This window comes from Pseudomonas sp. R37(2017) (genome assembly GCF_002113375.1).
GTDB lineage: Bacteria > Pseudomonadota > Gammaproteobacteria > Pseudomonadales > Pseudomonadaceae > Aquipseudomonas.
Window position 1 is genome coordinate 94,095 of the sequence record NZ_NEHO01000005.1, and the last position, 26,064, is coordinate 120,158.

The window sequence follows — 26,064 nt, forward strand, 5'->3', positions numbered from 1 at the left end:
GAACACTGTGGGAGCCTGCTCGCGATAGCGCCAAGTCAGCCGACACCCATGTTGAATGTTCGTCCGCCATCGCGAGCAGGCTCGCTCCCACAGGTATGAGAAGTTTTGTATGAAATAGTCAACCAAGCACTTGCTTGGTTGACTACGCTTGCTCCAGACCAAAAAAAACAGGAGCGAGTCATGTCTGCTGCTTTTCGTTTGCCACTGGACGTTTTCTACGAGCGTGAGGCCCGCCATCCCCGCCAGCGCTTTCTGGTCCAGCCTGTCGGAGGCGGTCAGGTCGAGACCTTGACCTGGGCGGACGTTGGTCATCAGGCCCGTTGTGCGGCCAATTGGTTGCGAGCGCGGGAGCTGCCACAGGGCAGCCATATCGCCCTGATCTCGAAGAACTGTGCCCACTGGATCATTGCCGACCTGGCGATCTGGATGGCCGGGCATGTGTCGGTGCCGTTGTACCCCAACCTCACCGCCGAGTCGGTTTCTCAGGTGCTTGAACACTCGGAAGCGGCGCTGGCGTTCATCGGCAAGCTCGACGACTGGCCTGGCATGTCCCGCGGCGTCAGCCCCGAACTGCCGACCATCAGTCTGCCCCTGCATCCGCCGGGGACGTTCGATTTCAGTTGGGCCGACCTGCAACACAGCTCGCCGATCCAGGACGATCCCAAACCCGCCGCCGATCAACTGGCAACCATCATTTACACTTCCGGCACCACCGGCATGCCCAAAGGCGTGATGCACAGCTTCGGCAACCTGGGGTTCGCCACCACGCGTGGCACTGCGTTGTTCGGACTCAACGAGTCGGACCGACTGCTGTCCTATTTGCCGCTTTGCCACGTTGCCGAGCGGATGTTCGTCGAACTGGCGTCGATCTATACCGGCCAAACGGTGTTTTTCGCCGAGAGCCTCGATACGTTCCTGACTGATTTGCAGCGTGCGCGCCCGACCGCTCTGTTTGGCGTGCCGCGCATCTGGACCAGGTTCCAGATGGGCGTGTACAGCAAGATCCCGGCAAAACGTCTCGACTTCCTGCTGGGCTTGCCGATCATCGGCAAACGGGTCGGGCATAAGGTCCTTGTCGGCTTGGGGCTGGATGCGTTGCGCATTGCGCTGTCCGGCGCTGCACCGGTGCCGCAGAGCCTGTTGCTGTGGTACCGCAAACTGGGCCTGGACGTGCTGGAGGTCTACGGCATGACAGAGAGCTGCGGCTATTCCCACATCGGTATGCCGGGCCAGAACAAACCGGGCTGGATCGGCAAGCCGTGCCCGGAAGTCGAAGTGCGGATCGCCGAGACAGGGGAGGTCATGGTGCGCAGTGGCGCGACCATGCTCGGCTATTTCAAGGAGCCGGAAAAAACCGCCGACACCATTACCGAGGACGGCTTCCTGCGCACTGGCGACAAGGGCGAGGAGGACGCCGAGGGCAATCTGCGCCTGACCGGTCGCCTGAAGGAAATCTTCAAGACCAGCAAAGGCAAGTACGTGGCGCCGGCACCGATCGAAAATCGTCTGGCCGTGCATTCGCGCATCGAGCAGGTCTGCGTGGTGGGCGATGGCTTGAGTGCACCACTGGGGTTGTGCGTGTTGTCGGCGGTCGGCCAGCAGGATGCCGGTGGGGCCGCGCGCGCCGGTTTGCATTCGAGCCTGGAAAAACTGCTGGAGGAGGTCAATGGCGCCCTCGACAAGCATGAACGACTGAGGGGGCTGGTGGTGGTCAAGGACAGTTGGGCCGTGGAAAACGGCTTTCTCACCCCGACCCTGAAGATCAAGCGCAACGTGATCGAAGCCGCTTACGGTGAGCGCTTTGAAGAATGGAGCGAGCGCAGCGAAGCGGTGCTGTGGCAGGATTGATCCACGAACAATACCAACAAGGAAACTCTGCGATGAGCCTGTGGCGCACCACCCCAAACATCGAACAGTTGAACGCATTCCAGAAAAACACCATCGGCGAACTGCTGGACATCCGATTCGAAGCTGTCGACGACGAATCCCTGACTGCCAGCATGGTCATCGACCATCGCACCCATCAGCCTTACGGCTTGCTGCATGGCGGCGCCTCGGTGGTGCTGGCCGAGTCGGTCGGCTCCATGGCCAGCTTCCTGTGCATCGATTCCAGCAAATTCTATTGCGTGGGCCTGGAAATCAACGCCAACCATTTGCGTGGCCTGCGAAGCGGGCGGGTGACGGCGGTGGCCAAGCCGATCCACATCGGCCGTACGACCCATGTCTGGGACATTCGCCTGACCAGTGATGAGGGCAAGGCCAGTTGCGTGTCGCGGCTGACCATGGCGGTGGTACCGTTGGGGGAGAACCCGCCCACGCGCTGAAATCAGGCCATTGCTTTGACCGGACTGTCACTGTTCCTGTCAGTTACGGTCATTGCTGGAGGACGTGGTCTTGCGGACAATCAACACCTGTTCTCGCTCATGGATTTGCAGGTATGTCGCAACAGATCTTTTTCGCCCACGCCAATGGTTTTCCTTCGGGGACCTACGGCAAGTTATTTGCGGCGCTGGCACCCGAGTTTCAGGTGACGCATCTGGAGCAGCACGCCCACGACCCGCGTTTCCCGGCGGACGACAACTGGTACAACCTGGTGGATGAACTGATCCATCACCTGCAACAACAGGCCGAGCCCGTGTGGGGCGTCGGTCACTCCTTCGGTGGCGTGTTGCACCTGCATGCGGCCTTGCGTTGCCCCGAGTTGTATCGCGGGGTGGTGATGCTCGACTCGCCAGTGCTGACCCGAACCGATCGCTGGGTCATCCGCGCGGCCAAGCGTTTCGGTTTCATCGACCGCTTGACCCCGGCCGGGCGTACCCTGGGCCGCCGTGAAGAGTTCGCCGACCTGGACAGCGCGCGGAAATATTTCGCCGGCAAAACCCTGTTCCGCGGCTTCGACCCGGAGTGCTTCGATGCCTACCTGCAACATGGCTTGCATCAGGTCGACGACAAGCTTCGCCTGCGATTCGACCCGGCCACGGAAATCAGCATCTATCGCGGCGTGCCGCATACCAGTCCGGGCAGCACCCGGCAGTTGCAGGTGCCGCTGGCAGTGGTTCGCGGGCACAGCAGCCGTGTGGTGATGCGCCATCACGCCAGTTCGGTCGATCGCCTGCCATTGGGGGAGTCGTTGACCATGCCCGGCGGCCACATGTTTCCGCTCGAGCGTCCCCTGGATACCGCTGAAATGCTCAAGGGCCTGTTCCATCGCTGGGACGGTCGTCGACAACAGGATTGCGCATGAGCCACGTCGTCGAAGAGGTCCGCCTGAGCCTGCCGCACATCGAGCTGGCGGCGCACCTGTTCGGTCCCGAAGAGGGCTTGCCGGTCATTGCCCTGCATGGCTGGTTGGACAACGCCAACAGCTTTGCCCGTCTGGCACCCAAACTCAAAGGTCTGCGCATCATCGCGCTGGACATGGCCGGTCATGGTCATTCCGGGCATCGCCCGCCGGGAGCCGGTTACGCCATGTGGGACTACGCCCACGATGTGCTGCAGGTTGCCGAACAGCTTGGATTGCGCAGATTTGCGCTGATGGGGCATTCAATGGGTGCCATCGCTTCGCTGATCATCGCCGGGTCGCTGCCCGAGCGGGTCACCCACCTGGCGTTGATCGACGGCATCATTCCTCCTACGGACAAAGGTGAAAACGCTGCCGAGCGCATGGGCATGGCCCTGCAGGCGCAACTGGATCTGCGGGAAAAGCGCAAACCGGTCTATGACACCCTCGACCGTGCCATCGAAGCGCGCATGAAGGGCCTGGTGGCGGTCAGCCGCGAGGCCGCTGAACTGCTGGCGCAGCGTGGTCTGATGCCGGTACCGGGCGGTTACACCTGGCGCACCGACAATCGCCTCACGCTGCCATCGCCGCTGCGTCTTACCACTGAACAGGCCATGGCCTTCGTCCAGCGGGTCAAATGTCCTGCAACGCTGGTGGTTGCCGCCGACGGCATGCTCGCCAAACACCCGGAGTTGCTGGAGCGTCTACCCTTTAGCCGGGAACAACTGCCAGGCGGTCACCATTTGCACCTGAACAACGAGGCCGGTGCCGATCTTGTCGCAGACTGTTTCAATCGGTTCTTCGCCATTCCTTGACTTGCGCCGGGCAACTGTCGAGGCTTGGCGGGTTGAAAAGGGAGACAACCATGATAGATCTCTACACCGCTGCGACCCCGAATGGCCACAAGGTCTCTATCGTGCTCGAGGAGCTCGGCCTGCCCTACAGGGTGCATGCCTTGAGTTTCGACAAAAAGGAGCAGAAGTCCGCGGACTTCCTCAAGATCAACCCCAATGGCCGGATTCCGGCGATTGTCGACCGCGCCAACGGCGATTTCGCCGTGTTCGAATCCGGCGCCATCCTGATTTACCTCGCTGAACAGACCGGTAAACTGATGCCTCGTGACCCGAAGGGGCGTTCGGTGGTATTGCAGTGGCTGATGTTCCAGATGGGAGGCATCGGCCCGATGCAGGGGCAGGCCAACGTGTTCTTCCGCTACTTTCCGGAAAAGCTCCAGGGCGCCATCGACCGCTATCAGCATGAAACCCGTCGCCTCTACGAAGTGCTCGACACGCGTTTGCAAAGCGTGGAATTTCTCGCCGACGAGTACAGCATTGCCGATATCGCCACCTTTCCGTGGGTGCGTGGTTACGAGTGGTCGGGCGTCTCGGTGGAGGGCTTGACGGCGTTGCAACGCTGGATGGCCACCCTGGAAGCCCGGCCGGCAGTGCAGCGTGGCCTGCAGGTACCGCAACGTGCCGATGAAGCCAGTGTCATCAAGGGCGCCCAGGCCATGCTGATCCGATGAGCCTGTCCATGCGATCACTCAGTTTGCTGGTGCTGTGCAGTTTCAGTCCCTTGTTGTTCGCCGCCGATGTTCCGGGCAGTCAGGACCTCCCGATAGTGCCGCGCATGGTCGATGCCCAGATTGTCGACTATCGCCCTGCCGCCGAGCTGGAGCGGATCTACCCCTTGGGCTCGATTCGCAAGATCAGTGGTCAGTTGCGTTTCGACGGTCAGGTCAATGCCCGCGGCAACGTCACATCGGTGACCTACGAGTTGCCACCTGAGCATTCCTCCATCGAGGCGTTTACCGCTGCCCGCGAAGCTCTGCAAAAGCAGGACGCCGGGCTGCTCTTCTGGTGCCAGGCGCGCGATTGCGGCGAGAGCAGCCTCTGGGCCAATCAAGTCTTCGGCAACGCCAAGCTGTATGGTGCCGACGATCAACAAGCCTACTTGCTGCTGCGACTTGCGGCGCCACGGGATAACACACTCGTCGCGCTGTACAGCATCACCCGCGGCAATCGCAAAGCCTACCTGCATGTCGAGCAGTTCGAGGCCTCGGCACCGCTGGGCGAGTTGTTGCCCACCTCCGCGACCTTGCTGCGTGAACTCAAGAGCACCGGCGAGCTCGATTTTTCCACGCTCGACAGTGCGCCTGACGAGACCTGGCTACGCCTTGTTTCTCGCGGACTGAATCTGGACACCACTTTGCGGGTCAGTATTTCCGGAGCCAACGCCGAAGCCTGGCGTCAGGCCCTGATTGGCCAGGGCGTACGCGCCGCGCGGATGGAAACCGGCAGTGTCGAGGGCTCTGGCCTGCACATCGAGCTTTTACGATAGCTGTAGCGGGCGAGCGTGTTTGCGGTGTTCGCCTACTCTTTTGCTGACTGACTTTTTCGAGACTTTTGATGATCAATAACGATCGCCTGTTGGTGCAGATCCTGCTCGTGGTGCTGTTTGGTGCGAGCTTCTGGGTGATGGCGCCGTTCTGGTCGGCGATGTTCTGGGGCGCGGTCCTGGCATTTGCCAGTTGGCCACTGATGCGCCTGCTGACCCGTTCCCTCAATGGCCGCGAATCTCTGGCGGCGGCATTGCTGACGCTGGGCTGGATGGTGCTGGTAGCGGCGCCGCTGGTGTGGCTGGGTTTCAATCTCGCCGACCATGTTCGCGATGCCACGGCATTCATCAAGGATGCGCAGGTCGAGGGGCTTCCCGAAGCACCGGTGTGGCTGGGTTCGATTCCCTTTGTGGGCGAGCGGCTGGTCGGGATCTGGAACAGCATCGATGAGCAGGGCGCGGCGATGATGGTGTCGCTCAAGCCTTATCTGGGGCAGGTGGGTAACTGGTTGCTGGCGCGCAGCGCACAGATCGGCGGCGGTATCCTCGAGCTGACCCTGAGCATCGTCTTCGTGTTCTTTTTCTATCGTGACGGACCGCGCCTGGCGGCGTTTGTCCACACGTTGCTGGAACGGCTGATCGGTCAACGGGCCGGCTATTACATTGAGCTGGTGGCGGGCACGGTACAGCGGGTAGTGAACGGTGTGATCGGCACCGCGGCGGCCCAGGCGCTCCTTGCGCTGATCGGGTTCCTGATTGCCGGCGTGCCGGGTGCATTGGTGCTTGGCATCGTGACGTTCATGCTCAGCCTGATCCCGATGGGCCCGCCGCTGGCATGGGTTCCTGCGACTGCGTGGCTGGCCTGGAAAGGCGAGTACGGGATGGCCATATTCCTCGGGATCTGGGGCACATTCGTCATCAGCGGAGTCGACAACGTGCTCAAGCCGTACCTGATCAGTCGTGGCGGTAACCTGCCGTTGGTCATTGTGCTGCTTGGGGTGTTTGGCGGCCTGATCGCCTTTGGCTTTATCGGCCTGTTCATTGGTCCGACATTGCTGGCCGTGGCCTACAGCCTGTTGATCGACTGGAGCAGGACTCAGGCGCGGGGCGAAGATCGCCGGCCCTGATGCGCCAGGCGCCCTGGCCCGCTGAAGGACAGTGGGCTTTTTGTTGCGGCGCGGGGCTTCATCGCGAGCCTGTCGTGTGTGGTTCGAACTCGACACAATCGCCCCGAGGGCTAGTCTTGCCGGAGCCGTCGCGACGATTTACCGATCATCGGGTCCCGCAGCGGCGCTGGTTCCGCTACAATGCGCGCCGATTTCGACTTGCCTGAGAGCTCACTCATGTCCGCCTGCCAGACTCCTATCATCGTCGCCCTGGATTTCCCTACCCGTGACGCCGCACTGAAGCTGGCCGATCAGTTGGACCCGAAGCTGTGCCGGGTCAAAGTCGGCAAGGAGCTGTTCACCAGTTGCGCCTCGGAAATCGTCGGCACCCTGCGCGACAAGGGTTTCGAAGTGTTCCTGGACCTCAAGTTCCACGACATTCCGAACACCACCGCGATGGCCGTGAAGGCCGCTGCGGAAATGGGCGTGTGGATGGTCAACGTGCATTGCTCCGGTGGCCTGCGCATGATGGCAGCGTGCCGTGAAGTGCTGGATCAGCGTACTGGCCCGAAACCGCTGCTGATCGGCGTGACCGTGTTGACCAGCATGGAGCGTGAAGATCTGGCAGGTATCGGGCTGGACATCGAGCCGCAAGAGCAGGTGCTGCGCTTGGCCGCCCTGGCGGAAAAAGCCAGGATGGACGGCCTGGTGTGCTCGGCCCTGGAAGCCCAGGCGCTGAAATCGGCGCATCCGTCGCTGCAACTGGTGACTCCGGGGATTCGTCCGGCGGGCAGCGCACAGGACGATCAGCGCCGCATCCTCACTCCACGCCAGGCGCTGGAGGCCGGCTCAGACTACCTGGTGATCGGCCGTCCGATCAGCCAGGCCGCGGATCCGGCCAAGGCACTGGCCTCGGTAGTGGCCGAACTCGCCTGATCTGACACCGCAGAACCCATTGTGGGAGCGAGCCTGCTCGCGAATACGGAATGTCAGTCAACATTGATGTCGGCTGACTCTCCCTCTTCGCGAGCAGGCTCGCTCCCACATTGGTTTTGGGGTGACTTCAAATACCGGCTTAAACCTTCAACACCAACTTCCCGAAATTCTCGCCGCTGAACAATTTCATCAGCGTCTCCGGGAAAGTCTCCAGTCCTTCGACGATGTCTTCCTTGCTCTTGAGCTGCCCCTTGGCCATCCAGCCGGCCATTTCCTGGGCGGCGCTGGCGTATTGGGCGGCGTAGTCCATCACCACAAAACCTTCCATGCGCGCGCGGTTGACCAGTAGCGACAGGTAGTTGGCCGGTCCCTTGACTGCTTCCTTGTTGTTGTACTGGCTGATGGCGCCGCAAATCACCACCCGCGCCTTCATGTTCAGGCGGCTCAACACCGCGTCGAGAATGTCGCCGCCGACGTTATCGAAGTATACGTCGACGCCTTTCGGGCACTCGCGCTTGAGACCGGCGAGGACGTCTTCGCTCTTGTAGTCGATCGCACCATCGAAACCCAGTTCGTCGATCAGGAACTTGCACTTGTCCGCACCGCCGGCGATGCCGACGACACGGCATCCCTTGATCCTGGCAATTTGCCCGGCGATGCTGCCCACGGCCCCTGCCGCGCCCGACAGCACCACGGTGTCACCGGCCTTCGGAGCGCCGACGTCGAGCAGGGCGAAGTACGCCGTCATTCCGGTCATGCCCAGTGCCGACAAATAACGCGGAAGGGGGGCCAGTTTCGGATCAACCTTGTAGAAACCTCGCGGCTCACCGAGGAAAAAGTCCTGCACGCCCAGGGCGCCGTTGACGTAATCGCCCACGGCGAACCCCGGATTGTTCGAGGCAATGACTTTGCCCACACCCAAGGCGCGCATGACTTCGCCGAGTCCGACCGGTGGGATGTAGGACTTGCCCTCGTTCATCCAGCCACGCATGGCCGGGTCCAGGGACAGGTATTGGTTTTCGACCAGGATCTGACCCGCCGCGGGCTCGCCGACCGGTACTTCCTGATAGGTGAATGTCTCACGGGTCGCCGCGCCCACCGGGCGTTTGGCGAGCAGGAATTGGCGATTGGTCTGGGAGGTCATGGCAGGCACTCAAGATGAATGAAGCTTTGTTGATAGCCCGTCAGCGACGATGCCGCAAGTTCGGCTGATGCGGCGAATGCACGTTGATCCAGTGCAGTGATAGTTGGTACGGCGGTTCCATCACTGCAACTCATGGGGGCTCAACCGGAGTCCTGATAGTGCTGCCGTGTTCAAGACCTCCATGGCTAGACTGGCCCTACGCGATTCCCCGCTTTCTTCTCTTCGAGGACATAACAATGAGCATGACGTTTTCCGGCCAGGTGGTTGTGGTGACAGGCGGGGCGGCTGGCATTGGCCGTGCGACCGCCCAGGCATTCGCCGCCGAAGGCCTTAAGGTCGTAGTGGCCGATATGGACACGGCGGGCGGCGAGGGCACGGTGGCGCTGATTCGTACGGCCGGTGGCGAAGCGACCTTCGTGCGTTGCAACGTTACCCTGGAAAACGATGTGAAAAACCTGATGGATGAGGTGATCAACGCCTACGGTCGTCTTGACTATGCCTTCAACAACGCCGGCATCGAAATCGAGAAAGGCAAGCTGGCCGAAGGAACCGTCGACGAATTCGACGCGATCATGGGCGTCAACGTCAAAGGCGTCTGGCTGTGCATGAAATACCAGTTGCCGTTGCTGCTGGCGCAAGGGGGCGGTGCGATCGTCAATACGGCATCGGTGGCCGGCCTTGGGGCGGCGCCGAAAATGAGCATCTATGCAGCCTCCAAACATGCGGTGATCGGCCTGACCAAATCGGCGGCCATCGAGTACGCGAAGAAAAAAATCAGGGTCAACGCCGTATGTCCGGCGGTGATCGACACCGATATGTTCCGTCGCGCTTATGAGGCCGATCCGAAAAAAGGCGAGTTCGCCAACGCCATGCATCCGGTCGGTCGCATCGGCAAGGTCGAAGAGATCGCCAGCGCGGTGCTGTATCTGTGCAGCGATGGCGCGGCGTTCACCACGGGGCACTCATTGGCCGTGGACGGTGGTGTAACAGCGTTCTGAAGCTGCGCATCGTTACTGAAGCAATAGTTACAACCTGTGTGCGAGCCTGCTCGCGAAGAGGACGTATCAGTCGACGTTGATATCGGCTGACACACCGCTTTCGTCGGAACACCGCCCGGAGCAGGCTCGCTCCCATTGTTTTCTGGTTCCGTCAGCGGATCGGGCAATGTGTTTCAAATGATTGGAACAAAGGGTTTTGGCGGCGTTGTCGCACATGCCTGCGAATGCTCCTGTGATTAACTGCTTCTCGCAAAATCAACAGGAGTTTGCTTGCTCATGGAGTTGAGAATCGATCGACAGGCGCTTGTGCCCGTCGTGCAGCAAATTGTTGACGCGCTGTCCTGCTGGCTCCGTTCCAACGGGGTACTGCCCGGTACGCGCCTGCCTTCGGTGCGACAGATTGCGCGGATCAATTTGCTCAGTCAGTCAAGCGTCGTTCAGGCCTGCGAACGCCTGGTGACGCAGGGGGTGCTGGTATCAGGTCATGGAGCCGGCTATACGGTTGCCGCTCCGGTATTGGTTGCGAGCGCAAGGCACGAGCCTGCCTGGTTCGAGGGGGCCGAGTCCGAGCACGGGCCCTGGTCGGGCGAGTTGAGGCTGGGCTGTGGCGGGTTGCCTGAAAGCTGGCGCGAGACCGACGATCTGATTTACGCGATTGGGCAAGTCAGTCGTACCGATACGGCCAGCCTGTTCAACTACAGTACGCCGCTGGGTTTGCCAGCCTTGCGCCAACAGATACTCAAGCGTCTCAGGCAGCTGGATATCCAGGCGCAGGATAACCGGATCATGACCACGGCAGGTGCCAGTCAGGGGCTGGACTTGATTGTGCGGACACTGTTCAAGGCCGGTGACTGTGTGGTCGTGGAGAGTCCCGGCTATCCGGTGCTGTTCGATCTGCTCAGGCTACACGGCATCCACATGGTCGAGGTGCCGCGAACACCGCGCGGGCCGGACGTTGAAGTGCTCGAATCGGTGCTGGTCAAACACCGGCCTCAAGGGCTGTTCATCAATAGCTACTGTCACAACCCGACCGGCAGCAGCCTTGCGCCGGTGGTGGCGCGCCGCGTGTTGCAACTGGCCACAACCTTTGGCGTGCAGGTGATCGAAGACGACGTTTATGCGGATCTGCGCAGCGGTTCCGGTACGCGACTGGCTGCGCTGGACGGCAAGGTGATCTACGTGGGCAGCTATTCCAAGACCCTCAGCAGTTCCTTGCGGGTCGGTTTCGTGGTGGCCGATTCTGCAATTATCACGCGTCTGGCCGAGACCAAGATGATCACTGGCATGGGCGCCTGTCGATTTGGCGAGTCAGTGCTGGTGTGCCTGTTGGCTAATGGTGCCTATGGCAAGCTGGTGCAACGTCAGCGCCAACGCTTGAGCACCGACCGGCTGGTGGTGTTGCAAATGCTCGAGGATGCCGAATGGGAAGTTTTCGGCAAGCCTTCGGGAGGCCTGTTCATCTGGGCGCGATCACGAATGTCCGACTTCGATCAGGTGCGGACCCAGGCACGGCGTCTGGGGGTGCTGCTGTCTTCGAAGATCGCCTTCAACGCTTCGGGCGAGGCCAGTGACTGGCAGCGTATCAACGTGGCCTATGCCTGTGACCCGCGTGCCCGTGCGTTCTTTCAAGCCACTGCCCGGGATCGACCTCAAGCGTTCTGAAAGCGACGCTTGCGTAGCTTTTTGCCATTATTCCGGCGCCAGAGCCTTGTGTTGCCACTGGCCCGTTGCGAATCTGCGCCTACAGACTTTGGCAGGGGACTAAGTGCAATGATTTCGGCCGTGCAAGGACGTTTTGCCAACCTCGGTATGGCGAAAAAACTGGGTATCGGGTTTGTCCTGGTGCTGTTGTTGACAGCGCTGGTAGCGGGCATTGGCGTGTGGTCCCTGCAAACCATCAGTCAGCGCTTCGACGGCCTCAAGCAAATGTCTTCGCTCAATAGCGGTTTGCTCAAGGTGCGGCTGCTGGAGCAGGAGTACGCCCTGCACGGCAATCCCAAAACCGTCGACGCCCTGCACGAAGGCGTCGATGGTTTGATTACGCTTGCTGGCCAGCTCAAGGTCGAGTCTGCCGCCAACGTGCCGGTGATGAATGATGTCGAACAGTCTCTGGGCGCCTATCGCAAGGCCTTCGACGAGTTTGTCTCGCTCACCCAGGCCAAGGACCTGGCGCTGGAAATGGCCAGTTGGTCGGTGTCCAGCGTGGCCAATAATCTTGATGTACTGCAGTCGGGGCTCGCCGACGACGGTGCCTATACGCTGAAGGACTCCGAAGGCAAGGACGGTGCGCAATTCATCGAGCAGGCCAGTCAGGTCAGCCAGGTTTCACGCTTGATGCTGCAAGCCATGAATGAAGCACGCATGCGCCTGGATCAAAGCCGCAAAGGCGACGACAGCGCCGGGCAAGGCAAGATCGAACAGGCCAGCCAGGCGTTGGCCCAGGCCGAGCAACTCAAGACCACGGTCAAGGATGAGGGTTACCAGACCGTCCTCAATGAGGTGGCGGGTCATATCGCCAGCTTCAGCGACAAACTCGCCGAGTACACCGGCCTGCTGGAACAGGAAAAAACCGTCTATCAACAGTTGCACCAACGCGCCGCCCAAGTGGTAGAGCGGGTGGATCAGGCTTATGTCGCGCAAGACCAGGCCATGCAGGCTGAACTGAAAAAGAACTCGCTGCTGATCATCGGCTCTTCCGCTCTGGCTTTGCTGGTCGGGCTGGTGGCCGCGTGGTTCATCACCCGCTTGATCGTGGCGCCACTGCGCAGTGTGATTGGGGTGGCGCAGCAGATTGCCTCAGGGGATTTGAGTGCGACCGTTGAAGTGACTCGCCGCGACGAAATCGGCCAGTTGATGCAGGCAATGCAGCAAATGGGTGCGGGGCTCTGCCATATCGTCAGCGGCTTGCAGTCGGGAATCGAACAGTTGGCCACTTCCGCGCAGTCGCTGTCGGCGGTGACTGAACAGACCAATCTCGAGGTCAGCACGCAGAAGGAGGAAACCGAACAAGTCGCCACTGCAATGAACCAGATGACGGCCACGGTGCATGACGTCGCGCGTAATGCAGAAGAAGCCGCCCTGGCTGCGCAAACGGCTGACGGCAAGGTTGAAAGCGGTCAGCAGGTGGTACGCCAGAGCATGGCGCGGATCGAACAGTTGGCGGATTCGGCCACTTCCGCCAGTTCGAGCATTGAAAGCCTGAGTGCGGAGATCCAGAACATCGGCACGGTTTTGAGTGTGATCAAAAGCGTGGCGGAGCAGACCAACCTGCTGGCATTGAACGCGGCGATCGAGGCCGCGCGGGCCGGCGAACAGGGCAGGGGCTTTGCCGTGGTGGCCGATGAAGTGCGCGCGCTGGCCAAGCGAACCCAGCAATCGACCGAGGAGATCGAGCGTCTGGTCAGTGCATTGCGCACGGCTGCGCAGTCGTCAGTGCAGCAGATCCAGAGCAGTGGCAAGTTGGTGAAGCTGGCGGTCAGCGATGCCTTGCAGACCGAGAGTGCGCTGGGCAGCATTGCGGCGGCGGTATCGTTGATCCAGCAGATGAACCAGCAGATCGCCGCGGCGGCCGAGGAACAGAGCTCGGTGGCCGAAGAAATCAACCGCAGTGTCACCAGTATTCGCGCCAGTGCCGATCAGTCATCGCTGGCGATGCAGGGCAACGCCGCGTCCAGTATCCAGTTGGCGCAACTGGGGGTTGAACTGAAGGGCATGGTCGGTCATTTCAGGCTATGAATGTACCTGTAGGAGCGAGCAAGCTCGCGATGGAAGACCTGACACCGTGGAGTGTCAGGTTGCCGGTGTCATCGTTGACGACCATCGCGAGCATGCTCGCTCCTACAGGTCTTATTGCTGATCAGTCGTAGATCACTTTCTTTTTCCAGTCCGCGTCGGCCTCGACGTCTTTGAGGCCTTCGGTCAACTGGTTGACCTCGCCTTCGACTGGCGCAATGCGATCCATGACCTGGTCATTGGCGCGGGCCAGGAGTTTTTCCAGGTATTCCAATTGCTCGGCGTAGACCTGTGGCTCCTGTTGTTTGCGCAGATATTGCACGCCGCGCTCGAACGCCAGGCGAGCCTGCCCGGGCTGGTTCTGTTGCAGGGAATGCTGGCCGAGGTTGTTGAAGAACTCGATGTGCAGCAGCACCAGGATGTGGCGCACTTCGCGGATCCAGCGTTTGGCCTCGCTGGGGGGCAGGAAGCCGTCCTGTGCCGCACGGGTGATTTGGCCATGCAGGGCTTCGAGCAGGAAGCGCACATCCTTGGCCTTGGCTTCGGTCTGGATCGGTGCAGGCGGATTGTTGACCGGGATGGATTCACCCTGGCCGACAAGCGCTTCCAGCTCTGCGATCCGCGCCTTCAGGTTGGCGCTGGATTTTTCCAGATTGAGCAGGCGCTGGCAGACGTTCAGTTCAAGGCGGGCCAACAGCAGCTTGAGTGCCGGGGTCATCAGTTGGCCAGGGAAAGTCTCGGTGATTTCGCCGCAGCGTCGCAGGCGATCGTTGAGCTCAATCTTGGTACGGGCCTTTTCCAGCTTGTTGTTTTCCACCACATGGTTCATGTAGCCAATGGCGATCAACAGCGCGATCCCGGCTACGACGAGCAGGGTGATCATGAGTGGCGTCACCGTTAAGACCTCTTTTTAGGGTACGCATGCGAGTTTGGTTGCTCGGTGTTTGAGCGCCTGGGCCCGCATGACGGGTTGGATCGGACATGCCTGCGCTTATATCGGCCGCAGCCCCGCTTCTATAAATGGTGGCACGCGATATACAGATTGCCATCATTGGGTGGACTATAACGTCTTGGCGGGTGCCAGAATATAGGCGTCAAACGCCGGGCAGCGGAAAAGCCGCAATGGTGCCCAAAAGCAGGGCGAAGTCATTGATTTAAATAAATTTATATCTGGGGGTTGACGACCTCTCAATCCATCCATAGAATGCGCGCCACTTGCAGCGTAAAGCACACAGCGAAACGAAGCAGGGAGTGAATGTTGTAGCGTGTCCCCTTCGTCTAGTGGCCTAGGACACCGCCCTTTCACGGCGGTAACAGGGGTTCGAGTCCCCTAGGGGACGCCAATGCGGGAATAGCTCAGTTGGTAGAGCACGACCTTGCCAAGGTCGGGGTCGCGAGTTCGAGTCTCGTTTCCCGCTCCAATTTTAAACAGCGTTGCTTTCGGGCAGGGCTGAGTGAAACCAGAACCAAGTCTACGGATGCGGATCTGGGCACCGAAACACACACCATGTGTTCCGGGTAGCGTGTCCCCTTCGTCTAGTGGCCTAGGACACCGCCCTTTCACGGCGGTAACAGGGGTTCGAGTCCCCTAGGGGACGCCATTGCGGGAATAGCTCAGTTGGTAGAGCACGACCTTGCCAAGGTCGGGGTCGCGAGTTCGAGTCTCGTTTCCCGCTCCATTTTCAAAGAAAACGCCGCTTGTTGAGCGGCGTTTTTTTGTCCCCTTCGTCTAGTGGCCTAGGACACCGCCCTTTCACGGCGGTAACAGGGGTTCGAGTCCCCTAGGGGACGCCATTTGCGGGAATAGCTCAGTTGGTAGAGCACGACCTTGCCAAGGTCGGGGTCGCGAGTTCGAGTCTCGTTTCCCGCTCCATGTTTAACGAAAACGCCGCTCATTGAGCGGCGTTTTCGTTTGCGCGAAAAAACCGGATCAACCGCTGAGGCTTTGTACCAGGCTTTCGAGCGCTTCAGAGGTTTCTTCATCCTGCTCGAATTGCATGGCTGCAGCCGCTCTGAGTTGGCGTGCCAGGCGGTACTCGCTGGGCGTGCAGTTGGCGAACTGCCTGAAGGCACGAGCGAAGTAGGAAGGATCCTTGAAGCCGACTTCATAGCCGATGCTGGTAATAGGCATCTGGCTGTTGTCGAGCAGGTCTTTGGCGTAGTTCATGCGCTTGTTCAAGATGTAATCCGTGAAGCCGAGTCCATTGGCTTCCTTGAACAGGCGGCTGAAGCGAAATGTCGTCATGCCGCAGCGCTTGGCCAGATCACTCTGATCGATGCTGTATCGAAAGTTCTGCTCGATGTACAGCATGATGCTGTTCAGCGCCTGGTGTTTTTGGTGGCCCGAGGTCAACCGGATGCTGTCCGGCAGGCTCGGGGAGTGGTCGATCTGCGAAGACTTGCCCTGGCCGTTGGCATTTCGGCGCACCTCGCAGAGCTGAACCACCACTCCCAGGTAACGCTTCTTCTCGGCGGGCGAGAGTGGGAGCACCATGTATTCCCAGACGCTGGAACGCATGGCCCATACAGCCAGCTCCTCCGAATGCTGCACGGTGAACATGGTGATCGGGATGGCAGGGGTGGTGCGTTTGATCTCCAGCAATAGCCGCAAGCCCTGAGTGTCGGGGCGATCAAAGTGGATGCAGATCATGTCTGCATGCTCACGGATGGGCAGCACGGAGTTTTTCGCCAGGCTGCAGTCGCAGGCGTCGTCGAACTGCGCGATGAGTTCTTTCGTGGACCGATCATGAGTCAGATCGAACCACAGGAGTGATGGCCTTTTGGTTAAATTGAACGTCATGTCATTAACGTCATGTCATTACTCGGGGGGTCTTTGTGACTCTCTTCGCCAGTATTGCCAATATGCCATCAACTTGCTGATTTAATCATAATAAAAAAGACGCTTTTTAGTTCCATTTGCTCTATTGGTTTTCTGGAACGCAGCCTGGCCGATTGTTTGCCAGTGTCTCTTCGAAAAAACTGGGTAGAGCCGCCTGTCGCTTGTGAATCAGTGACAATTGCCTTTGCGTTTCAATGCCTTGTTTCGCCCCCTTGCGCACTTTTGCAAAGGCCATGGCGCCGTATTTGGCCCCCCAGCAAAAAAATCCTAGCGATGTGCAAAATCCTCCTAACGCCCATGCCTTGTCCCTGACTAGTGTTGCACTCAGGCAGCGCAGAAAGTACTGCCTCAGAAAAAACAACATTCGAGTGAGGTGGGCAAAATGATCATGCAAACAATCAAGGCTTCGGTAGTGAAATTCGTCAAAGACGAAGACGGCCTGACCATTGTGGAGTACGCGGTGGCCGGTGGGCTGATTACGGTGGCTGTTGCCGCAATGTTTGTAACTTTGGGTACCAACGTGAACACCAAGATCACAGCGCTGTGCACTGCGGTCAAAGGTTCTGCCTGCTGATGATGGCAACTCACGGAGGCGGGGCGCGGCGATACCCATGGAACAACCGGTTTCTACTGTTTCGCTGATAGACCGGGTAACTCAATGGACTTCGCGCTGTCCCCGCCAATGTACTTACTGAGCCGAATGGCCGCTGATGTGAGGTACACCAAAATGACTCTGCAAACTATCAAAGCTTCGATAAGCAAGTTCATCAAAGATGAAGATGGCCTGACCATTGTGGAGTACGCCGTTGCCGGTGGGCTAATAACGGTAGCTGTTGCCGCCATGTTTGTAACTCTGGGCACCGAGGTGAACACCAAGATCACAGCGCTGTGCACGGCGGTCAAAGGTTCTGCCTGCTAACGATAATCCCGGTCGGGGAGACGCGCCATGTCCATGGAATTGCTGGTATCGACAGTTGTACTGCTAGGACTTCTGGGCGTCGCGGTGGTGAGCGATCTGCGTCGCCACCGAATTCCCAACATGCTGGTCCTGTTGGGCCTTGCCCTGGGACTGGGTGCTCAAATGTATTCGGGTGGCATCAGTGGCTTGGGTGACAGCCTGTTGGGCATTCTGATCTGTTTTGCGCTGTTCCTGCCCATGTACGCCTTCGGTGGCATGGCCGCCGGCGACGTCAAGTTGATGGCCATGGTCGGCAGTTTTCTACCCTTCCATTTCGCCTTGTGGGCTGCAATGTTCAGTTTGATGGCCGGCGGAATATGCGGTTTTTTGATCGTGCTGTATCGCGGTCAATTGTTTCAGACCCTGGGGCGTTATTGGCTGATTCTTAGGGCGCAGGCTTATTTGGCGCCAACTTCGGATGAAGTAGCCGGCAAGCCTTTTCCTTATTCGATTGCAATCTTGCTCGGCACGCTGGGCAGCATCTATTGGCAACTCGTTGCCAGTGGGTTGGGAGATTAGTCATGCACCTCATGGTTGATACTGATGCCTACCCCAATGAACGGGATGCGGTGCAACGACTGGCGCCTCAGCCGTGCACAATCCGTGAAACCGGTCTGACCGACAGTTTTCTCGGCGAGTTGGTGTGCAAGCATTTGCACGACGCCGGTGTGCTGGACATGACGCGGCTGGTGGAGCGCCTGGCGCTGACCGGCGCGGTACTTGAAGAAGTCCTGGCGTTTCTGCGCAAGGATGGCCGTGTCGAAGTGCTGGGCCAGGTGAGTCAAACGGGCGGGCAGATGCTGCGTTACGGCCTGACCGAACGTGGTCGCAGTGCCGCCCGCGATGCCCTGTCGCGCAGTGGCTATATCGGTCCGGCACCCTTCCCGGTGAGCACCTACCGCTCCCTGATCAAGCTTCAGACCATTCACCACGGCCGCATCAACGCCAACGATATGCACAATGCCCTTTCTGGCGTAGTGCTCACGGAGGAGATGCTCGATCAGTTGGGCGTGGCGATGAACTCCGGGCGCGCCATCATGATTTATGGCCCCGCGGGTACTGGCAAGACTTATGTCAGCACTCGGCTGATCCGCCTGTTCGCCGAGGCCATCTGGGTCCCGCATGCCATCGTCATCAACGAGTCGGTGATCGAGATCTATGACCCGCAGGTGCATCAGCGGCTCGATGATAACGTTCAACAGAACACTCTGATGCTCAACGAAGGCATCGACCGTCGACTGCTGCGCTGCAAACGCCCGATCGTCATCACGGGCGGCGAGTTGACCATGGAGCAGTTGGACGTTCGCTATGACCCCTTCACCCGTCAATACCAGGCCGCCTTGCAACTCAAGGCCAGCAATGGCCTGTTCATCATCGACGACATGGGGCGCCAGCGCATGGCTCCCGCCGAGCTGTTCAATCGCTGGATCGTCCCGATGGAAGAGAAACGCGATTTTCTCAACCTGGGTGGCGGTCGGCATTGTGAGCTGCCGTTCGATCTGATTCTGGTGTTTTCCACCAACCTCAATCCCCTGGAACTGGCCGATGAGGCCTTCCTTCGCCGGATTGGCTACAAGTTGCAATTCGGTTACCTGAAGCCCGAGGAGTACCAAAAGATCTGGCGTCAGGAATGCGAGCGTCTGGGTATTCATTACGACCCGCTGCTGGTGCGTTATGTGCTGCAAAGGCTTTATGCAAGTGAAGGCATGCCTCTGGTGCCTTGCCATCCCCGTGATCTCCTGAACATGGCACTCGATCGCCAGCGTTACATAGGCGGTTCCGGACCACTGTCACCGAAAGAGTTGGAATGGGCCTGGCACAACTACTTCGTCCAGCTCAACTTTCTTTGATACGGAGATACAGACATGAGCTCTCGCACGCTTACCCTGATAGGCGTTTCCCTGGCCATGGGCCTGGGGGCGGCATGGATGGCTGATTCCTGGCTGAGCGCGCGGCTCAATGCCAGCCCGGATGACCACCTGCGCAACGTGGTGGTCGCCACGGTCGAGATTCCATTCGGGCAAATGGTCGAGGCCCAGCAGGTCACGACCGTGCGCATGCCCATGGATACGATCCCGGACGATGCCTTCGATTCCAGCGATAAAGCCGTGGGCAAGATCGCAACGTTCGACATTCTGCGGGGCGACATCGTGCGTGGTGCGCGTCTGAGCGACCACCTGGGGGGCAGTACCCTGGCCTCTCTGATCGATCCGGACAAACGCGCCATATCTGTACGGGTGGACGATGTGGTGGGCGTGGGCGGCTTCCTGTTGCCAGGAAACCGGGTCGATGTATTGGCGACCAAAACCACGAATGCCGGCAGTAACAACGCCACGTCCAGGACCATCCTCGAGAACTTGCGGGTGTTGGCAGTGGATCAGACCGCAGGTACCGACAAGACCCAACCGGTCGTGGTGCGCGCAGTGACCCTGGAGATGTCGGCCGCTGAAGCGGAAGCCCTGGTCACGGCGCAGACGGAAGGCAAGTTGCAACTGGCGCTGCGTAATCCACTGAACCTCGAGAAGAAAAGCCCGGCCGTTGCGCCTGCTGCCCCGGCTCCGGCCATGGCCATGGCCACCACCGAGACGCCAAAACCCGTGGTACAGCGCAGCAATGGCGGGGGCGGGGGTATCACCGTTATCCGCGGGATCGAAGCCAAAGTAGTCAACATTCGCTGACAAGGCACAAGGGTATTGGCAGAGCCGGTCTGGATCAGTATCGCCAATCGAGGGCTTGATGATGAATCTTCGTATTCAGCGGCCGTTCACTGCGACGCCAACGCGCCAGGAAGGATCGGTAAGTGTTTTGATGGTGATCGCGTTGGCGGTGATGGGCATGATGGCCGCGCTGGCTCTGGACGGCGGGCATCTGATGCTGAACAAAACGCGCCTGCAGAATGCGGTGGATGCCGCCGCCCTGAGTGGCGCCAAGACCCTGAGTCAGGTGGCGGGTGCCAGCAACAGTGCCAGCACTACGAAGACCGCCGCGCTGAATACGCTGGTACAGAATGCCAATGCCACGGGCAACAACGAACTGGCCACGGCTATGGGGGGCAACGCCGCTGCATTTGCAGCGGTGGAGCTGTCAAGCAGCGTCTATGGCCCGTTCTCCTATCCCGGGCCGGCGAATGCCAAGTACGTTCGGGTGTCGGTACCGAGCTTTGGCCTGACCGGATTTTTCTGGAATTTCGCCCAGGTCTTCGGCACTGGCGGCCTGGGAACCAAGGCCGTGGCAGCGATCGCCACCGCGGGTCCCAGCCCCACCAACCCATGTGATGTCGCGCCGTTGATGGTCTGTGGCGACTCGACACAATACAACCCGGCCGCAGGCATGTTCTGGGGCTTCCAGTTTGGTGATTTGCAGGTGTTGAAGTCAGCGGCCAACAATTCGTCCGCCATCGGCCCTGGCAACTTTCAATTGCTCGATTTCGGCTCGGGCGGCAGTTCGGTCAGAGAGGACCTGGCCGGTGGTGGCACGGTCTGCCGCAATGTGGGGGAGACTGTCCAGACCTCACCCGGCAACACGGTCGGCCCTGCGTCCCAAGGCCTGAATACGCGCTTCGGCATCTACAACGGTCCGGTCAGTGCCTCGGCCTATCCGCCAGACATGGTGACGTCGTCGAGCAGTCCCGCGATCACTTACAACGACTCGGTCACCCCGGCGCAGACGCTCTACAACGGACAACCCGTCACCTCGAGCAATGGCAATCTCACAGCGGGCAGTAACGCGATACTCGACTACAACGACTGGAAGGCAAGCGTTGCCGCCTGTGTGGCGGGGTCCGGCAGTGGTTGTCAGAGCGGGGGGGTCTTCGAGCGTCGGATGCTGAAAATCGTCGTTGGCAACTGCACCGGCAAACAGGGCGGTTCAACCACGATCCCTGTCCTGGGCTTTGGCTGCTATTTCGTGGTGCAGCCCATGAATGGCGGCGGTACGCAAGCGCAGATTTTTGGCCAGTTTGTGCGCGAGTGCGAAGGCGACAACGTGGCCGGTCCCTCGCCGTCAACCGATTCCGGTCCACAGATCATCCAACTGTACAAAACCTATCTCAACGGCAGCGGTACTCCGAGCACTGACTCGTAGGGGGGCGTCATGAGACTTCATGGATTTAAAAGTCGGCAGCGCCAGCAAGGCCTGGCCATGGTGGAGTTCACCCTGGTCCTGCCGGTGTTGCTGTTGCTGATGTTGGCCTTCGGTGAGTTCGGCCGCATGCTCTATCAGTACAACATCCTGCTACAGGCCAGTCGCGATGCCGACCGTTTTGTCGCCGGTCAGGCATGGAACTCGACGCTTGGCACGGTTTCCCTGAGCAGTACGTTACTGACCCAGACGAAAAACGTTGCGGTGTATGGCGTGCCTGCCAACACCGGGACTGCGGTGGTGTCAGGGTTGACGACTGGCAATGTGGTCGTTGCCGCCGTGGGCTCCGACCATGTTCGGGTCACCATCACCTACACGTTTTGCCCTGTGATTGGCGGCGGCAATTGCACCGGATCGCTTCCCGGTTTTGTAGGCAACTCGATTGCACTGAGCATTCCGCTGGTTGCCACTACCGTGATGAGGGCACTGTGATGAACAGAAAACACATGCGCGGCACCTATACGGTGGAGTTCGCCATCATAGGCCTGCTGGTGTTCACACTGTTATTCGGCGTTGTGGAAATGGGCCGCCTGTATTTTACGGTCAATGCACTGGATGAAGCCGTACGCCGTGGTACGCGCCTGGCGGCGGTGTGCAATATCAGCGATCCGGTGGTGCTGCGGCGGGCGATCTTCAATGCCGCGAGCGATGCGGGTACGAGCCAGCTGATCGGCAATCTGGCCACCACCAACCTGACGCTGAGCTATCTGGACGCAAACGGTGCTGTGGTGGCAAACCCTGCCGATACGAGTGGGGCCAATGGCTTCCGTGCCATTCGCTATGTCCAGCTGAGTCTGCAAAATTTCGTTTTCAATCTGTTCATTCCCGGGTTCGGTGTGCCCATTACCTTGCCTGCATTCAGGGCAACGTTGCCACGTGAAAGCCTCGGGCGTCATTCCGATTCCGGGGAGATCACGCCATGCTGAATACCAAGGACACTCCACTCTCTGCTTCGACCGGAAAAGCGGGGCTCAGGTTACTGATCAGCAGCCGTGATGCCACGTCGTTGCGCGACCTGCAGAGCGTCTGCCAACGCATGCCCAGCCTGGAGGTGAGCACCCGCCTGGTGAGCAATGGGCATGTCGACCCGCTCTATGGCCTGGACCGGATGCCCGATCTGTTGCTGTTGCGTGTCAGCCACCTGTGGCGCGAGGAGCTGGCGGCACTGTTGCAGCGCCCGGCCCATGAGCGTCCGCCGATGCTGGTCTGCGGGCTGCTGAGCGAACAGGAAGGCATGCGCCTGGCGATGCAGGCCGGCGCCCGTGACGTGCTGCCGGAGCCCGTCGCCGAGACAGAACTGGTGACCGCCTTGAATCGGCTGGTCATGGAGGTTCGGACCGGCAGTGGTACAGAAGGAAAATTGATCGCCGTGACCAGCTCCAAGGGCGGTTCCGGCGGCACCATGCTGGCCTGCAACCTGGCTCAGCAGCTCAGCACGAGAGGGGGCAGTACCCTGTTGCTGGACATGGACCTGCAATTCGGCAGCGTGACGCACTACCTGGATGTGGCGCAAACCCACAGCCATCTTGAGGTGTTGCATCAGATCGACGGCATGGACAGTGTTGCGCTGCGGGGTTTTTGCAGCCACTTCAGCCCGACCTTGCATGTACTGGGTGGCCGGGCCGGTGAGCTGTGTCTGCCGCAGGATGCCCAAGCCGAGCAACTTGACACCTTGTTGCAGTTGGCTCGCGCCAGCTATGACTGGGTAGTGATCGATCTGCCACGGCAAATCGACCACCTCACCGGCTCTGTGCTGGAACAGGCGGATCGGGTGTACGTGGTGGTGCAGCAGAGCGTCAGCCATCTGCGCGATGCCAGCTCCCTGGTGCGGGTTCTTCGCGAAGACCTGGGCGTGCGCGGGGATCAATTGCAGATAGTGGTCAACCGCTATGACAAGGCGGCAGCGGTCAACCTCAAGGATATCGGTGAGGCGCTGCGCTGCACGAACCTGGCGAAATTGCCCAACGACTTCAACCTGGTCAGCCAGAGCCAGAACACCGGCGTGCCGTTGGGCCTGCATGCGCCGAAGGCGGCGATCACCATTGCCCTGCGCAACGTGGCCGATGACCTGCTCGGCAACCAGATGGCTGGAAAAAAAGGCGTGTTCAAACGTGCCTTCAACCGTTTTTTCGGGGGGTGACCCATGATCAGCGACTTTCGTAACCGCTTGCGCAAACAGTCCGGTAAAGCCGCTTCATCGCAGGCTGGCCAGTCGGGTGACGACCTGCCGGATCCGGCGGAGGAAATAATGGCGTGGGAGCGTGCAACCCCGGATGTTGTTTACGAAACCAGAAGCCAGGTCACCCCGGTGGAGGCCGAGTGGCGAGAAAGGATCTACCAGCAGTTGCTCAAGGTCATGGACCTGTCCTTGCTGGACGCCCTTGAGCAGGCGGAGGCCACACGGCAGATCCGTGAAATCTGCCAGCGCCTGCTCGATGAGCATTCGGCACCGGTGAGTACTTCCAGCCGCCAGTTGATCATCAAGCAGATCACCGACGAGGTGCTCGGCCTTGGCCCGCTGGAGCCGTTGCTGGCGGATCACAGCGTGTCCGACATTCTGGTCAACGGCTCTGCCTCGGTCTATGTCGAACGCTTTGGCAAACTGCAACGCACCGATGTGCGCTTTCGCGATGATCAGCATTTGCTCAACATCATCGACCGCATCGTCTCCAGCCTGGGGCGGCGTATCGATGAGTCCTCGCCGCTGGTGGATGCCCGGCTCAAGGACGGTTCGCGGGTCAACGCGATTATCCCGCCGCTGGCCATCGACGGCCCGAGCATGTCGATCCGGCGCTTTGCCGTGGACCTGCTCAATACCGAGAGCCTGATCCAGGTGGGGACGTTGACCCCGGCCATTGCCCTGCTGCTCAAGGCCATTGTCCGCGGGCGCATGAACGTGCTGATTTCCGGCGGTACCGGCAGCGGCAAGACCACCATGCTCAATGTCCTGTCCAGTTTCATTCCGCAAAACGAGCGCATTGTCACCATCGAGGACTCGGCCGAACTGCAACTGCAGCAGCCCCACGTGGTGCGTCTGGAAACCCGGCCTTCGAACATCGAGGGGCGTGGCGAGGTGAGTCAGCGGGAACTGGTGCGCAACAGCCTGCGGATGCGTCCGGACCGCATCGTGATCGGCGAGGTGCGCGGCGTCGAGGCGCTGGACATGCTGACGGCGATGAACACCGGCCACGACGGCTCGCTGACCACTATCCACGCCAACACCCCGCGCGATGCGTTGGGGCGGGTCGAGAACATGGTATCGATGACCGGGGCGACCTTCCCGATCAAGGCCATGCGTCAGCAGATCGCTTCGGCCATCGATGTGGTGATCCAGTTGGAACGCCAGGAGGACGGCAAGCGCCGCCTGGTCAGCGTGCAGGAAATCAACGGTATGGAAGGCGAGATCATCACCATGACCGAAATCTTCTCCTTCGCGCGCCACGGCGTGGGCGAAAACGGCGAAGTGCTGGGTGATTATCGGCCCAGCGGCATGATCCCCGCATTCCGTGATGTGCTGGCCAAGCGCGGCATCGAGTTGCCGCTGACGATGTTCAGGCCTGAGTGGATGGAGGCACGGCAGCCATGAAAAATATTCCTGGTGAATTCATTCTGATGTTCCTCGGCATGGTGTTCATTGCCGTCTTTCTTCTGTCCCAGGGCGTGGCGGTGCCGGTATTCGGCGAGGCCGGGAAGATGCGCAAGCTCATCCGCAGCCGCCTGCATGTACTGGAGAAAGCCAACCATCTACCCAACATGCAAACGGTACTGAGGCAGAAGTACCTGACGCGCTTGTCGCCACTGGAGGCGATGCTCGAGCAGTTGCCTTTCATGGGGAACCTGACACAGCTGATCGAGCAGTCCGGCCATGAGTACCGTGCTTATCGGGTGATATTGCTCGGGCTGGCTCTGGGCGTTGCGGCTGGCACCCTGGTCCTGATGGTTTCGGCGATCTGGTGGATGGCGCTGGCGGTGGCTTTTGTGGTGGCCTGGATCCCGGTCCTGAAAATCCTGCGTGATCGCAACAAGCGTTTTGCCCAGTTCGAGGAAGGTTTGCCAGATGCGCTGGATGCCATGTGCCGGGCCCTGCGTGCGGGGCACCCGTTCAACGAGACCCTGCGCCTGGTCGCCGAGGAGCACCAGGGGGCGGTCGCTCATGAGTTCGGCCTGACCTTCGCCGATATCAACTATGGCAACGATGTACGCCGGGCCATGCTCGGCCTGCTGGAGCGCATGCCGAGCATGACGGTGATGATGCTGGTGACCTCGATCCTCATCCATCGCGAGACCGGCGGCAACCTGACGGAAGTGCTGGAGCGCCTGAGTCGGCTGATCCGTGGACGCTTCCGCTTCCAGCGCAAGGTCAAGACCTTGTCGGCGGAGGGGCGTATGTCGGCCTGGGTGCTGGTGGCGATTCCTTTCGTACTGGCGATCGCGATCATCGTTACAAGCCCCAGTTACCTTCCTGTGCTGGTCAATGATCCCACGGGCCACAAGCTGATCATCGGAGCTTTTGTCGCCATGCTGATCGGGATTTTCTGGATCAGAAAAATCATCCGGATTCAGGTTTAAGCGGTATTCGCTACCGGGAGGTACA

General features: G+C 60.0%; 25 protein-coding genes, 6 tRNA genes and 1 pseudogene. 29 read left to right on the forward strand and 3 right to left on the reverse strand.

Annotation, left to right across the window (positions count from 1 at the left end):
• The first annotated feature begins 180 nt into the window (after positions 1 to 180).
• The 8 genes from CAG47_RS10530 to pyrF all read left to right on the forward strand — a co-directional run bounded on the left by CAG47_RS10530 (position 181) and on the right by pyrF (position 7,659).
• Positions 181 to 1,848, forward strand: a complete 1,668-nt coding sequence (locus CAG47_RS10530) for an AMP-binding protein (protein ID WP_085724808.1) — start codon at positions 181 to 183, stop codon at positions 1,846 to 1,848.
• 32 nt (positions 1,849 to 1,880) lie between these two features.
• Positions 1,881 to 2,324 (forward strand): hotdog fold thioesterase, encoded by a 444-nt coding sequence (locus tag CAG47_RS10535; protein WP_085724809.1) that lies wholly within the window; start codon positions 1,881 to 1,883, stop codon positions 2,322 to 2,324.
• A gap of 113 nt (positions 2,325 to 2,437) precedes the next feature.
• Positions 2,438 to 3,244 (forward strand): alpha/beta fold hydrolase, encoded by an 807-nt coding sequence (locus CAG47_RS10540; RefSeq protein ID WP_085724810.1) that lies wholly within the window; start codon positions 2,438 to 2,440, stop codon positions 3,242 to 3,244.
• Positions 3,241 to 4,095, forward strand: coding sequence for an alpha/beta hydrolase (locus CAG47_RS10545; RefSeq protein ID WP_085724811.1), 855 nt, complete (start codon positions 3,241 to 3,243; stop codon positions 4,093 to 4,095). Before CAG47_RS10540 ends, CAG47_RS10545 begins: the two co-directional genes overlap by 4 nt.
• A 50-nt stretch (positions 4,096 to 4,145) precedes the next feature.
• Complete coding sequence (locus CAG47_RS10550) at positions 4,146 to 4,805, forward strand: glutathione S-transferase family protein (protein WP_085724812.1); 660 nt, start codon at positions 4,146 to 4,148, stop codon at positions 4,803 to 4,805.
• An 8-nt stretch (positions 4,806 to 4,813) separates the two neighbouring features.
• Positions 4,814 to 5,620 (forward strand): DUF4892 domain-containing protein, encoded by an 807-nt coding sequence (locus tag CAG47_RS10555; RefSeq protein WP_085725065.1) that lies wholly within the window; start codon positions 4,814 to 4,816, stop codon positions 5,618 to 5,620.
• Between the two features lie 68 nt (positions 5,621 to 5,688).
• Complete coding sequence (locus CAG47_RS10560) at positions 5,689 to 6,744, forward strand: AI-2E family transporter (protein ID WP_085724813.1); 1,056 nt, start codon at positions 5,689 to 5,691, stop codon at positions 6,742 to 6,744.
• Positions 6,745 to 6,960: 216 nt separating this feature from the next.
• Positions 6,961 to 7,659: an orotidine-5'-phosphate decarboxylase gene (pyrF, locus tag CAG47_RS10565; protein ID WP_177408959.1), complete on the forward strand. Its 699-nt coding sequence runs from the start codon at positions 6,961 to 6,963 to the stop codon at positions 7,657 to 7,659.
• Positions 7,660 to 7,798: 139 nt separating this feature from the next.
• Here the strand turns inward: pyrF and CAG47_RS10570 are convergent, their stop codons facing one another.
• Complete coding sequence (locus tag CAG47_RS10570; RefSeq protein WP_085724815.1) at positions 7,799 to 8,803, reverse strand: NADP-dependent oxidoreductase; 1,005 nt, start codon at positions 8,801 to 8,803, stop codon at positions 7,799 to 7,801.
• Positions 8,804 to 9,039: 236 nt separating this feature from the next.
• On the opposite strand from CAG47_RS10570, the gene CAG47_RS10575 reads away from it, so the two are divergent.
• From CAG47_RS10575 to CAG47_RS29325, 4 genes and pseudogenes are all read left to right on the forward strand, one after another.
• Positions 9,040 to 9,801 (forward strand): SDR family oxidoreductase, encoded by a 762-nt coding sequence (locus CAG47_RS10575; protein ID WP_085724816.1) that lies wholly within the window; start codon positions 9,040 to 9,042, stop codon positions 9,799 to 9,801.
• A 276-nt stretch (positions 9,802 to 10,077) separates the two neighbouring features.
• Positions 10,078 to 11,463: a PLP-dependent aminotransferase family protein gene (locus CAG47_RS10580; protein WP_085724817.1), complete on the forward strand. Its 1,386-nt coding sequence runs from the start codon at positions 10,078 to 10,080 to the stop codon at positions 11,461 to 11,463.
• Positions 11,464 to 12,450: 987 nt separating this feature from the next.
• A pseudogene (locus CAG47_RS29320) lies at positions 12,451 to 12,675 on the forward strand (HAMP domain-containing protein); the annotation flags it as partial.
• Complete coding sequence (locus tag CAG47_RS29325; protein ID WP_371917199.1) at positions 12,673 to 13,536, forward strand: methyl-accepting chemotaxis protein; 864 nt, start codon at positions 12,673 to 12,675, stop codon at positions 13,534 to 13,536. The pseudogene CAG47_RS29320 and the gene CAG47_RS29325, both read left to right, overlap by 3 nt.
• A 121-nt stretch (positions 13,537 to 13,657) precedes the next feature.
• Here the strand turns inward: CAG47_RS29325 and CAG47_RS10590 are convergent, their stop codons facing one another.
• Positions 13,658 to 14,416, reverse strand: a complete 759-nt coding sequence (locus CAG47_RS10590; protein WP_177408961.1) for a hypothetical protein — start codon at positions 14,414 to 14,416, stop codon at positions 13,658 to 13,660.
• 384 nt (positions 14,417 to 14,800) lie between these two features.
• On the opposite strand from CAG47_RS10590, the gene CAG47_RS10595 reads away from it, so the two are divergent.
• The 6 genes from CAG47_RS10595 to CAG47_RS10620 all read left to right on the forward strand — a co-directional run bounded on the left by CAG47_RS10595 (position 14,801) and on the right by CAG47_RS10620 (position 15,406).
• A tRNA-Glu gene (locus CAG47_RS10595) sits at positions 14,801 to 14,876 on the forward strand.
• Positions 14,877 to 14,878: 2 nt separating this feature from the next.
• Positions 14,879 to 14,954: transfer RNA gene (locus tag CAG47_RS10600), tRNA-Gly, on the forward strand.
• A gap of 104 nt (positions 14,955 to 15,058) precedes the next feature.
• Positions 15,059 to 15,134, forward strand: a tRNA-Glu gene (locus CAG47_RS10605).
• 2 nt (positions 15,135 to 15,136) lie between these two features.
• Positions 15,137 to 15,212, forward strand: a tRNA-Gly gene (locus CAG47_RS10610).
• 39 nt (positions 15,213 to 15,251) lie between these two features.
• Positions 15,252 to 15,327, forward strand: a tRNA-Glu gene (locus CAG47_RS10615).
• A gap of 3 nt (positions 15,328 to 15,330) precedes the next feature.
• Positions 15,331 to 15,406: transfer RNA gene (locus CAG47_RS10620), tRNA-Gly, on the forward strand.
• A 57-nt stretch (positions 15,407 to 15,463) separates the two neighbouring features.
• Here CAG47_RS10620 and CAG47_RS10625 read toward each other — a convergent pair.
• Complete coding sequence (locus tag CAG47_RS10625) at positions 15,464 to 16,333, reverse strand: DNA-binding response regulator (protein ID WP_085724820.1); 870 nt, start codon at positions 16,331 to 16,333, stop codon at positions 15,464 to 15,466.
• Between the two features lie 421 nt (positions 16,334 to 16,754).
• Between CAG47_RS10625 and CAG47_RS10630 the strand changes: the two genes are divergently transcribed.
• From CAG47_RS10630 to CAG47_RS10680, 11 genes are all read left to right on the forward strand, one after another.
• Positions 16,755 to 16,946, forward strand: coding sequence for a Flp family type IVb pilin (locus CAG47_RS10630; protein ID WP_085724821.1), 192 nt, complete (start codon positions 16,755 to 16,757; stop codon positions 16,944 to 16,946).
• A 153-nt stretch (positions 16,947 to 17,099) separates the two neighbouring features.
• A complete protein-coding gene (locus CAG47_RS10635; protein ID WP_085725066.1) occupies positions 17,100 to 17,291 on the forward strand; it encodes a Flp family type IVb pilin in 192 nt (63 codons plus the stop codon).
• Positions 17,292 to 17,318: 27 nt separating this feature from the next.
• The gene (locus CAG47_RS10640) at positions 17,319 to 17,849 is read left to right on the forward strand and encodes a prepilin peptidase (protein ID WP_085724822.1); all 531 of its coding nucleotides are present in this window, start codon (positions 17,319 to 17,321) and stop codon (positions 17,847 to 17,849) included.
• A gap of 2 nt (positions 17,850 to 17,851) precedes the next feature.
• Positions 17,852 to 19,180 (forward strand): AAA family ATPase, encoded by a 1,329-nt coding sequence (locus CAG47_RS10645; RefSeq protein ID WP_085724823.1) that lies wholly within the window; start codon positions 17,852 to 17,854, stop codon positions 19,178 to 19,180.
• A 15-nt stretch (positions 19,181 to 19,195) separates the two neighbouring features.
• Positions 19,196 to 20,008, forward strand: a complete 813-nt coding sequence (gene cpaB, locus CAG47_RS10650) for a Flp pilus assembly protein CpaB (RefSeq protein WP_085724824.1) — start codon at positions 19,196 to 19,198, stop codon at positions 20,006 to 20,008.
• A 58-nt stretch (positions 20,009 to 20,066) separates the two neighbouring features.
• Complete coding sequence (locus CAG47_RS10655; protein WP_085724825.1) at positions 20,067 to 21,413, forward strand: TadE/TadG family type IV pilus assembly protein; 1,347 nt, start codon at positions 20,067 to 20,069, stop codon at positions 21,411 to 21,413.
• A gap of 9 nt (positions 21,414 to 21,422) precedes the next feature.
• On the forward strand, positions 21,423 to 21,902 hold the full coding sequence (locus CAG47_RS10660; protein ID WP_085724826.1) for a TadE/TadG family type IV pilus assembly protein: 480 nt from the start codon (positions 21,423 to 21,425) through the stop codon (positions 21,900 to 21,902).
• Positions 21,902 to 22,396, forward strand: a complete 495-nt coding sequence (locus CAG47_RS10665; RefSeq protein WP_085724827.1) for a TadE/TadG family type IV pilus assembly protein — start codon at positions 21,902 to 21,904, stop codon at positions 22,394 to 22,396. Before CAG47_RS10660 ends, CAG47_RS10665 begins: the two co-directional genes overlap by 1 nt.
• Positions 22,390 to 23,610 (forward strand): AAA family ATPase, encoded by a 1,221-nt coding sequence (locus CAG47_RS10670; RefSeq protein WP_085724828.1) that lies wholly within the window; start codon positions 22,390 to 22,392, stop codon positions 23,608 to 23,610. Before CAG47_RS10665 ends, CAG47_RS10670 begins: the two co-directional genes overlap by 7 nt.
• 3 nt (positions 23,611 to 23,613) lie before the next feature.
• On the forward strand, positions 23,614 to 25,056 hold the full coding sequence (locus CAG47_RS10675; RefSeq protein ID WP_085724829.1) for a CpaF family protein: 1,443 nt from the start codon (positions 23,614 to 23,616) through the stop codon (positions 25,054 to 25,056).
• On the forward strand, positions 25,053 to 26,039 hold the full coding sequence (locus CAG47_RS10680) for a type II secretion system F family protein (RefSeq protein ID WP_085724830.1): 987 nt from the start codon (positions 25,053 to 25,055) through the stop codon (positions 26,037 to 26,039). The genes CAG47_RS10675 and CAG47_RS10680 overlap by 4 nt, the downstream gene beginning before the upstream one ends.
• The last annotated feature ends 25 nt before the right edge of the window (positions 26,040 to 26,064 follow it).

What these genes read in the sequence shown, in the direction of transcription:
- CAG47_RS10530 (WP_085724808.1), top strand. Translation starts at nt 181, where the DNA reads ATGTCTGCTGCTTTTCGTTTGCCACTGGACGTTTTCTACGAGCGTGAG.
- CAG47_RS10535 (WP_085724809.1), top strand. Translation starts at nt 1,881, where the DNA reads ATGAGCCTGTGGCGCACCACCCCAAACATCGAACAGTTGAACGCATTC.
- CAG47_RS10540 (WP_085724810.1), top strand. Translation starts at nt 2,438, where the DNA reads ATGTCGCAACAGATCTTTTTCGCCCACGCCAATGGTTTTCCTTCGGGG.
- CAG47_RS10545 (WP_085724811.1), top strand. Translation starts at nt 3,241, where the DNA reads ATGAGCCACGTCGTCGAAGAGGTCCGCCTGAGCCTGCCGCACATCGAG.
- CAG47_RS10550 (WP_085724812.1), top strand. Translation starts at nt 4,146, where the DNA reads ATGATAGATCTCTACACCGCTGCGACCCCGAATGGCCACAAGGTCTCT.
- CAG47_RS10555 (WP_085725065.1), top strand. Translation starts at nt 4,814, where the DNA reads ATGCGATCACTCAGTTTGCTGGTGCTGTGCAGTTTCAGTCCCTTGTTG.
- CAG47_RS10560 (WP_085724813.1), top strand. Translation starts at nt 5,689, where the DNA reads ATGATCAATAACGATCGCCTGTTGGTGCAGATCCTGCTCGTGGTGCTG.
- pyrF (WP_177408959.1), top strand. Translation starts at nt 6,961, where the DNA reads ATGTCCGCCTGCCAGACTCCTATCATCGTCGCCCTGGATTTCCCTACC.
- CAG47_RS10570 (WP_085724815.1), bottom strand. Translation starts at nt 8,803, where the DNA reads ATGACCTCCCAGACCAATCGCCAATTCCTGCTCGCCAAACGCCCGGTG.
- CAG47_RS10575 (WP_085724816.1), top strand. Translation starts at nt 9,040, where the DNA reads ATGAGCATGACGTTTTCCGGCCAGGTGGTTGTGGTGACAGGCGGGGCG.
- CAG47_RS10580 (WP_085724817.1), top strand. Translation starts at nt 10,078, where the DNA reads ATGGAGTTGAGAATCGATCGACAGGCGCTTGTGCCCGTCGTGCAGCAA.
- CAG47_RS29325 (WP_371917199.1), top strand. Translation starts at nt 12,673, where the DNA reads ATGGGTGCGGGGCTCTGCCATATCGTCAGCGGCTTGCAGTCGGGAATC.
- CAG47_RS10590 (WP_177408961.1), bottom strand. Translation starts at nt 14,416, where the DNA reads ATGATCACCCTGCTCGTCGTAGCCGGGATCGCGCTGTTGATCGCCATT.
- CAG47_RS10625 (WP_085724820.1), bottom strand. Translation starts at nt 16,333, where the DNA reads ATGACGTTCAATTTAACCAAAAGGCCATCACTCCTGTGGTTCGATCTG.
- CAG47_RS10630 (WP_085724821.1), top strand. Translation starts at nt 16,755, where the DNA reads ATGATCATGCAAACAATCAAGGCTTCGGTAGTGAAATTCGTCAAAGAC.
- CAG47_RS10635 (WP_085725066.1), top strand. Translation starts at nt 17,100, where the DNA reads ATGACTCTGCAAACTATCAAAGCTTCGATAAGCAAGTTCATCAAAGAT.
- CAG47_RS10640 (WP_085724822.1), top strand. Translation starts at nt 17,319, where the DNA reads ATGTCCATGGAATTGCTGGTATCGACAGTTGTACTGCTAGGACTTCTG.
- CAG47_RS10645 (WP_085724823.1), top strand. Translation starts at nt 17,852, where the DNA reads ATGCACCTCATGGTTGATACTGATGCCTACCCCAATGAACGGGATGCG.
- cpaB (WP_085724824.1), top strand. Translation starts at nt 19,196, where the DNA reads ATGAGCTCTCGCACGCTTACCCTGATAGGCGTTTCCCTGGCCATGGGC.
- CAG47_RS10655 (WP_085724825.1), top strand. Translation starts at nt 20,067, where the DNA reads ATGATGAATCTTCGTATTCAGCGGCCGTTCACTGCGACGCCAACGCGC.
- CAG47_RS10660 (WP_085724826.1), top strand. Translation starts at nt 21,423, where the DNA reads ATGAGACTTCATGGATTTAAAAGTCGGCAGCGCCAGCAAGGCCTGGCC.
- CAG47_RS10665 (WP_085724827.1), top strand. Translation starts at nt 21,902, where the DNA reads ATGAACAGAAAACACATGCGCGGCACCTATACGGTGGAGTTCGCCATC.
- CAG47_RS10670 (WP_085724828.1), top strand. Translation starts at nt 22,390, where the DNA reads ATGCTGAATACCAAGGACACTCCACTCTCTGCTTCGACCGGAAAAGCG.
- CAG47_RS10675 (WP_085724829.1), top strand. Translation starts at nt 23,614, where the DNA reads ATGATCAGCGACTTTCGTAACCGCTTGCGCAAACAGTCCGGTAAAGCC.
- CAG47_RS10680 (WP_085724830.1), top strand. Translation starts at nt 25,053, where the DNA reads ATGAAAAATATTCCTGGTGAATTCATTCTGATGTTCCTCGGCATGGTG.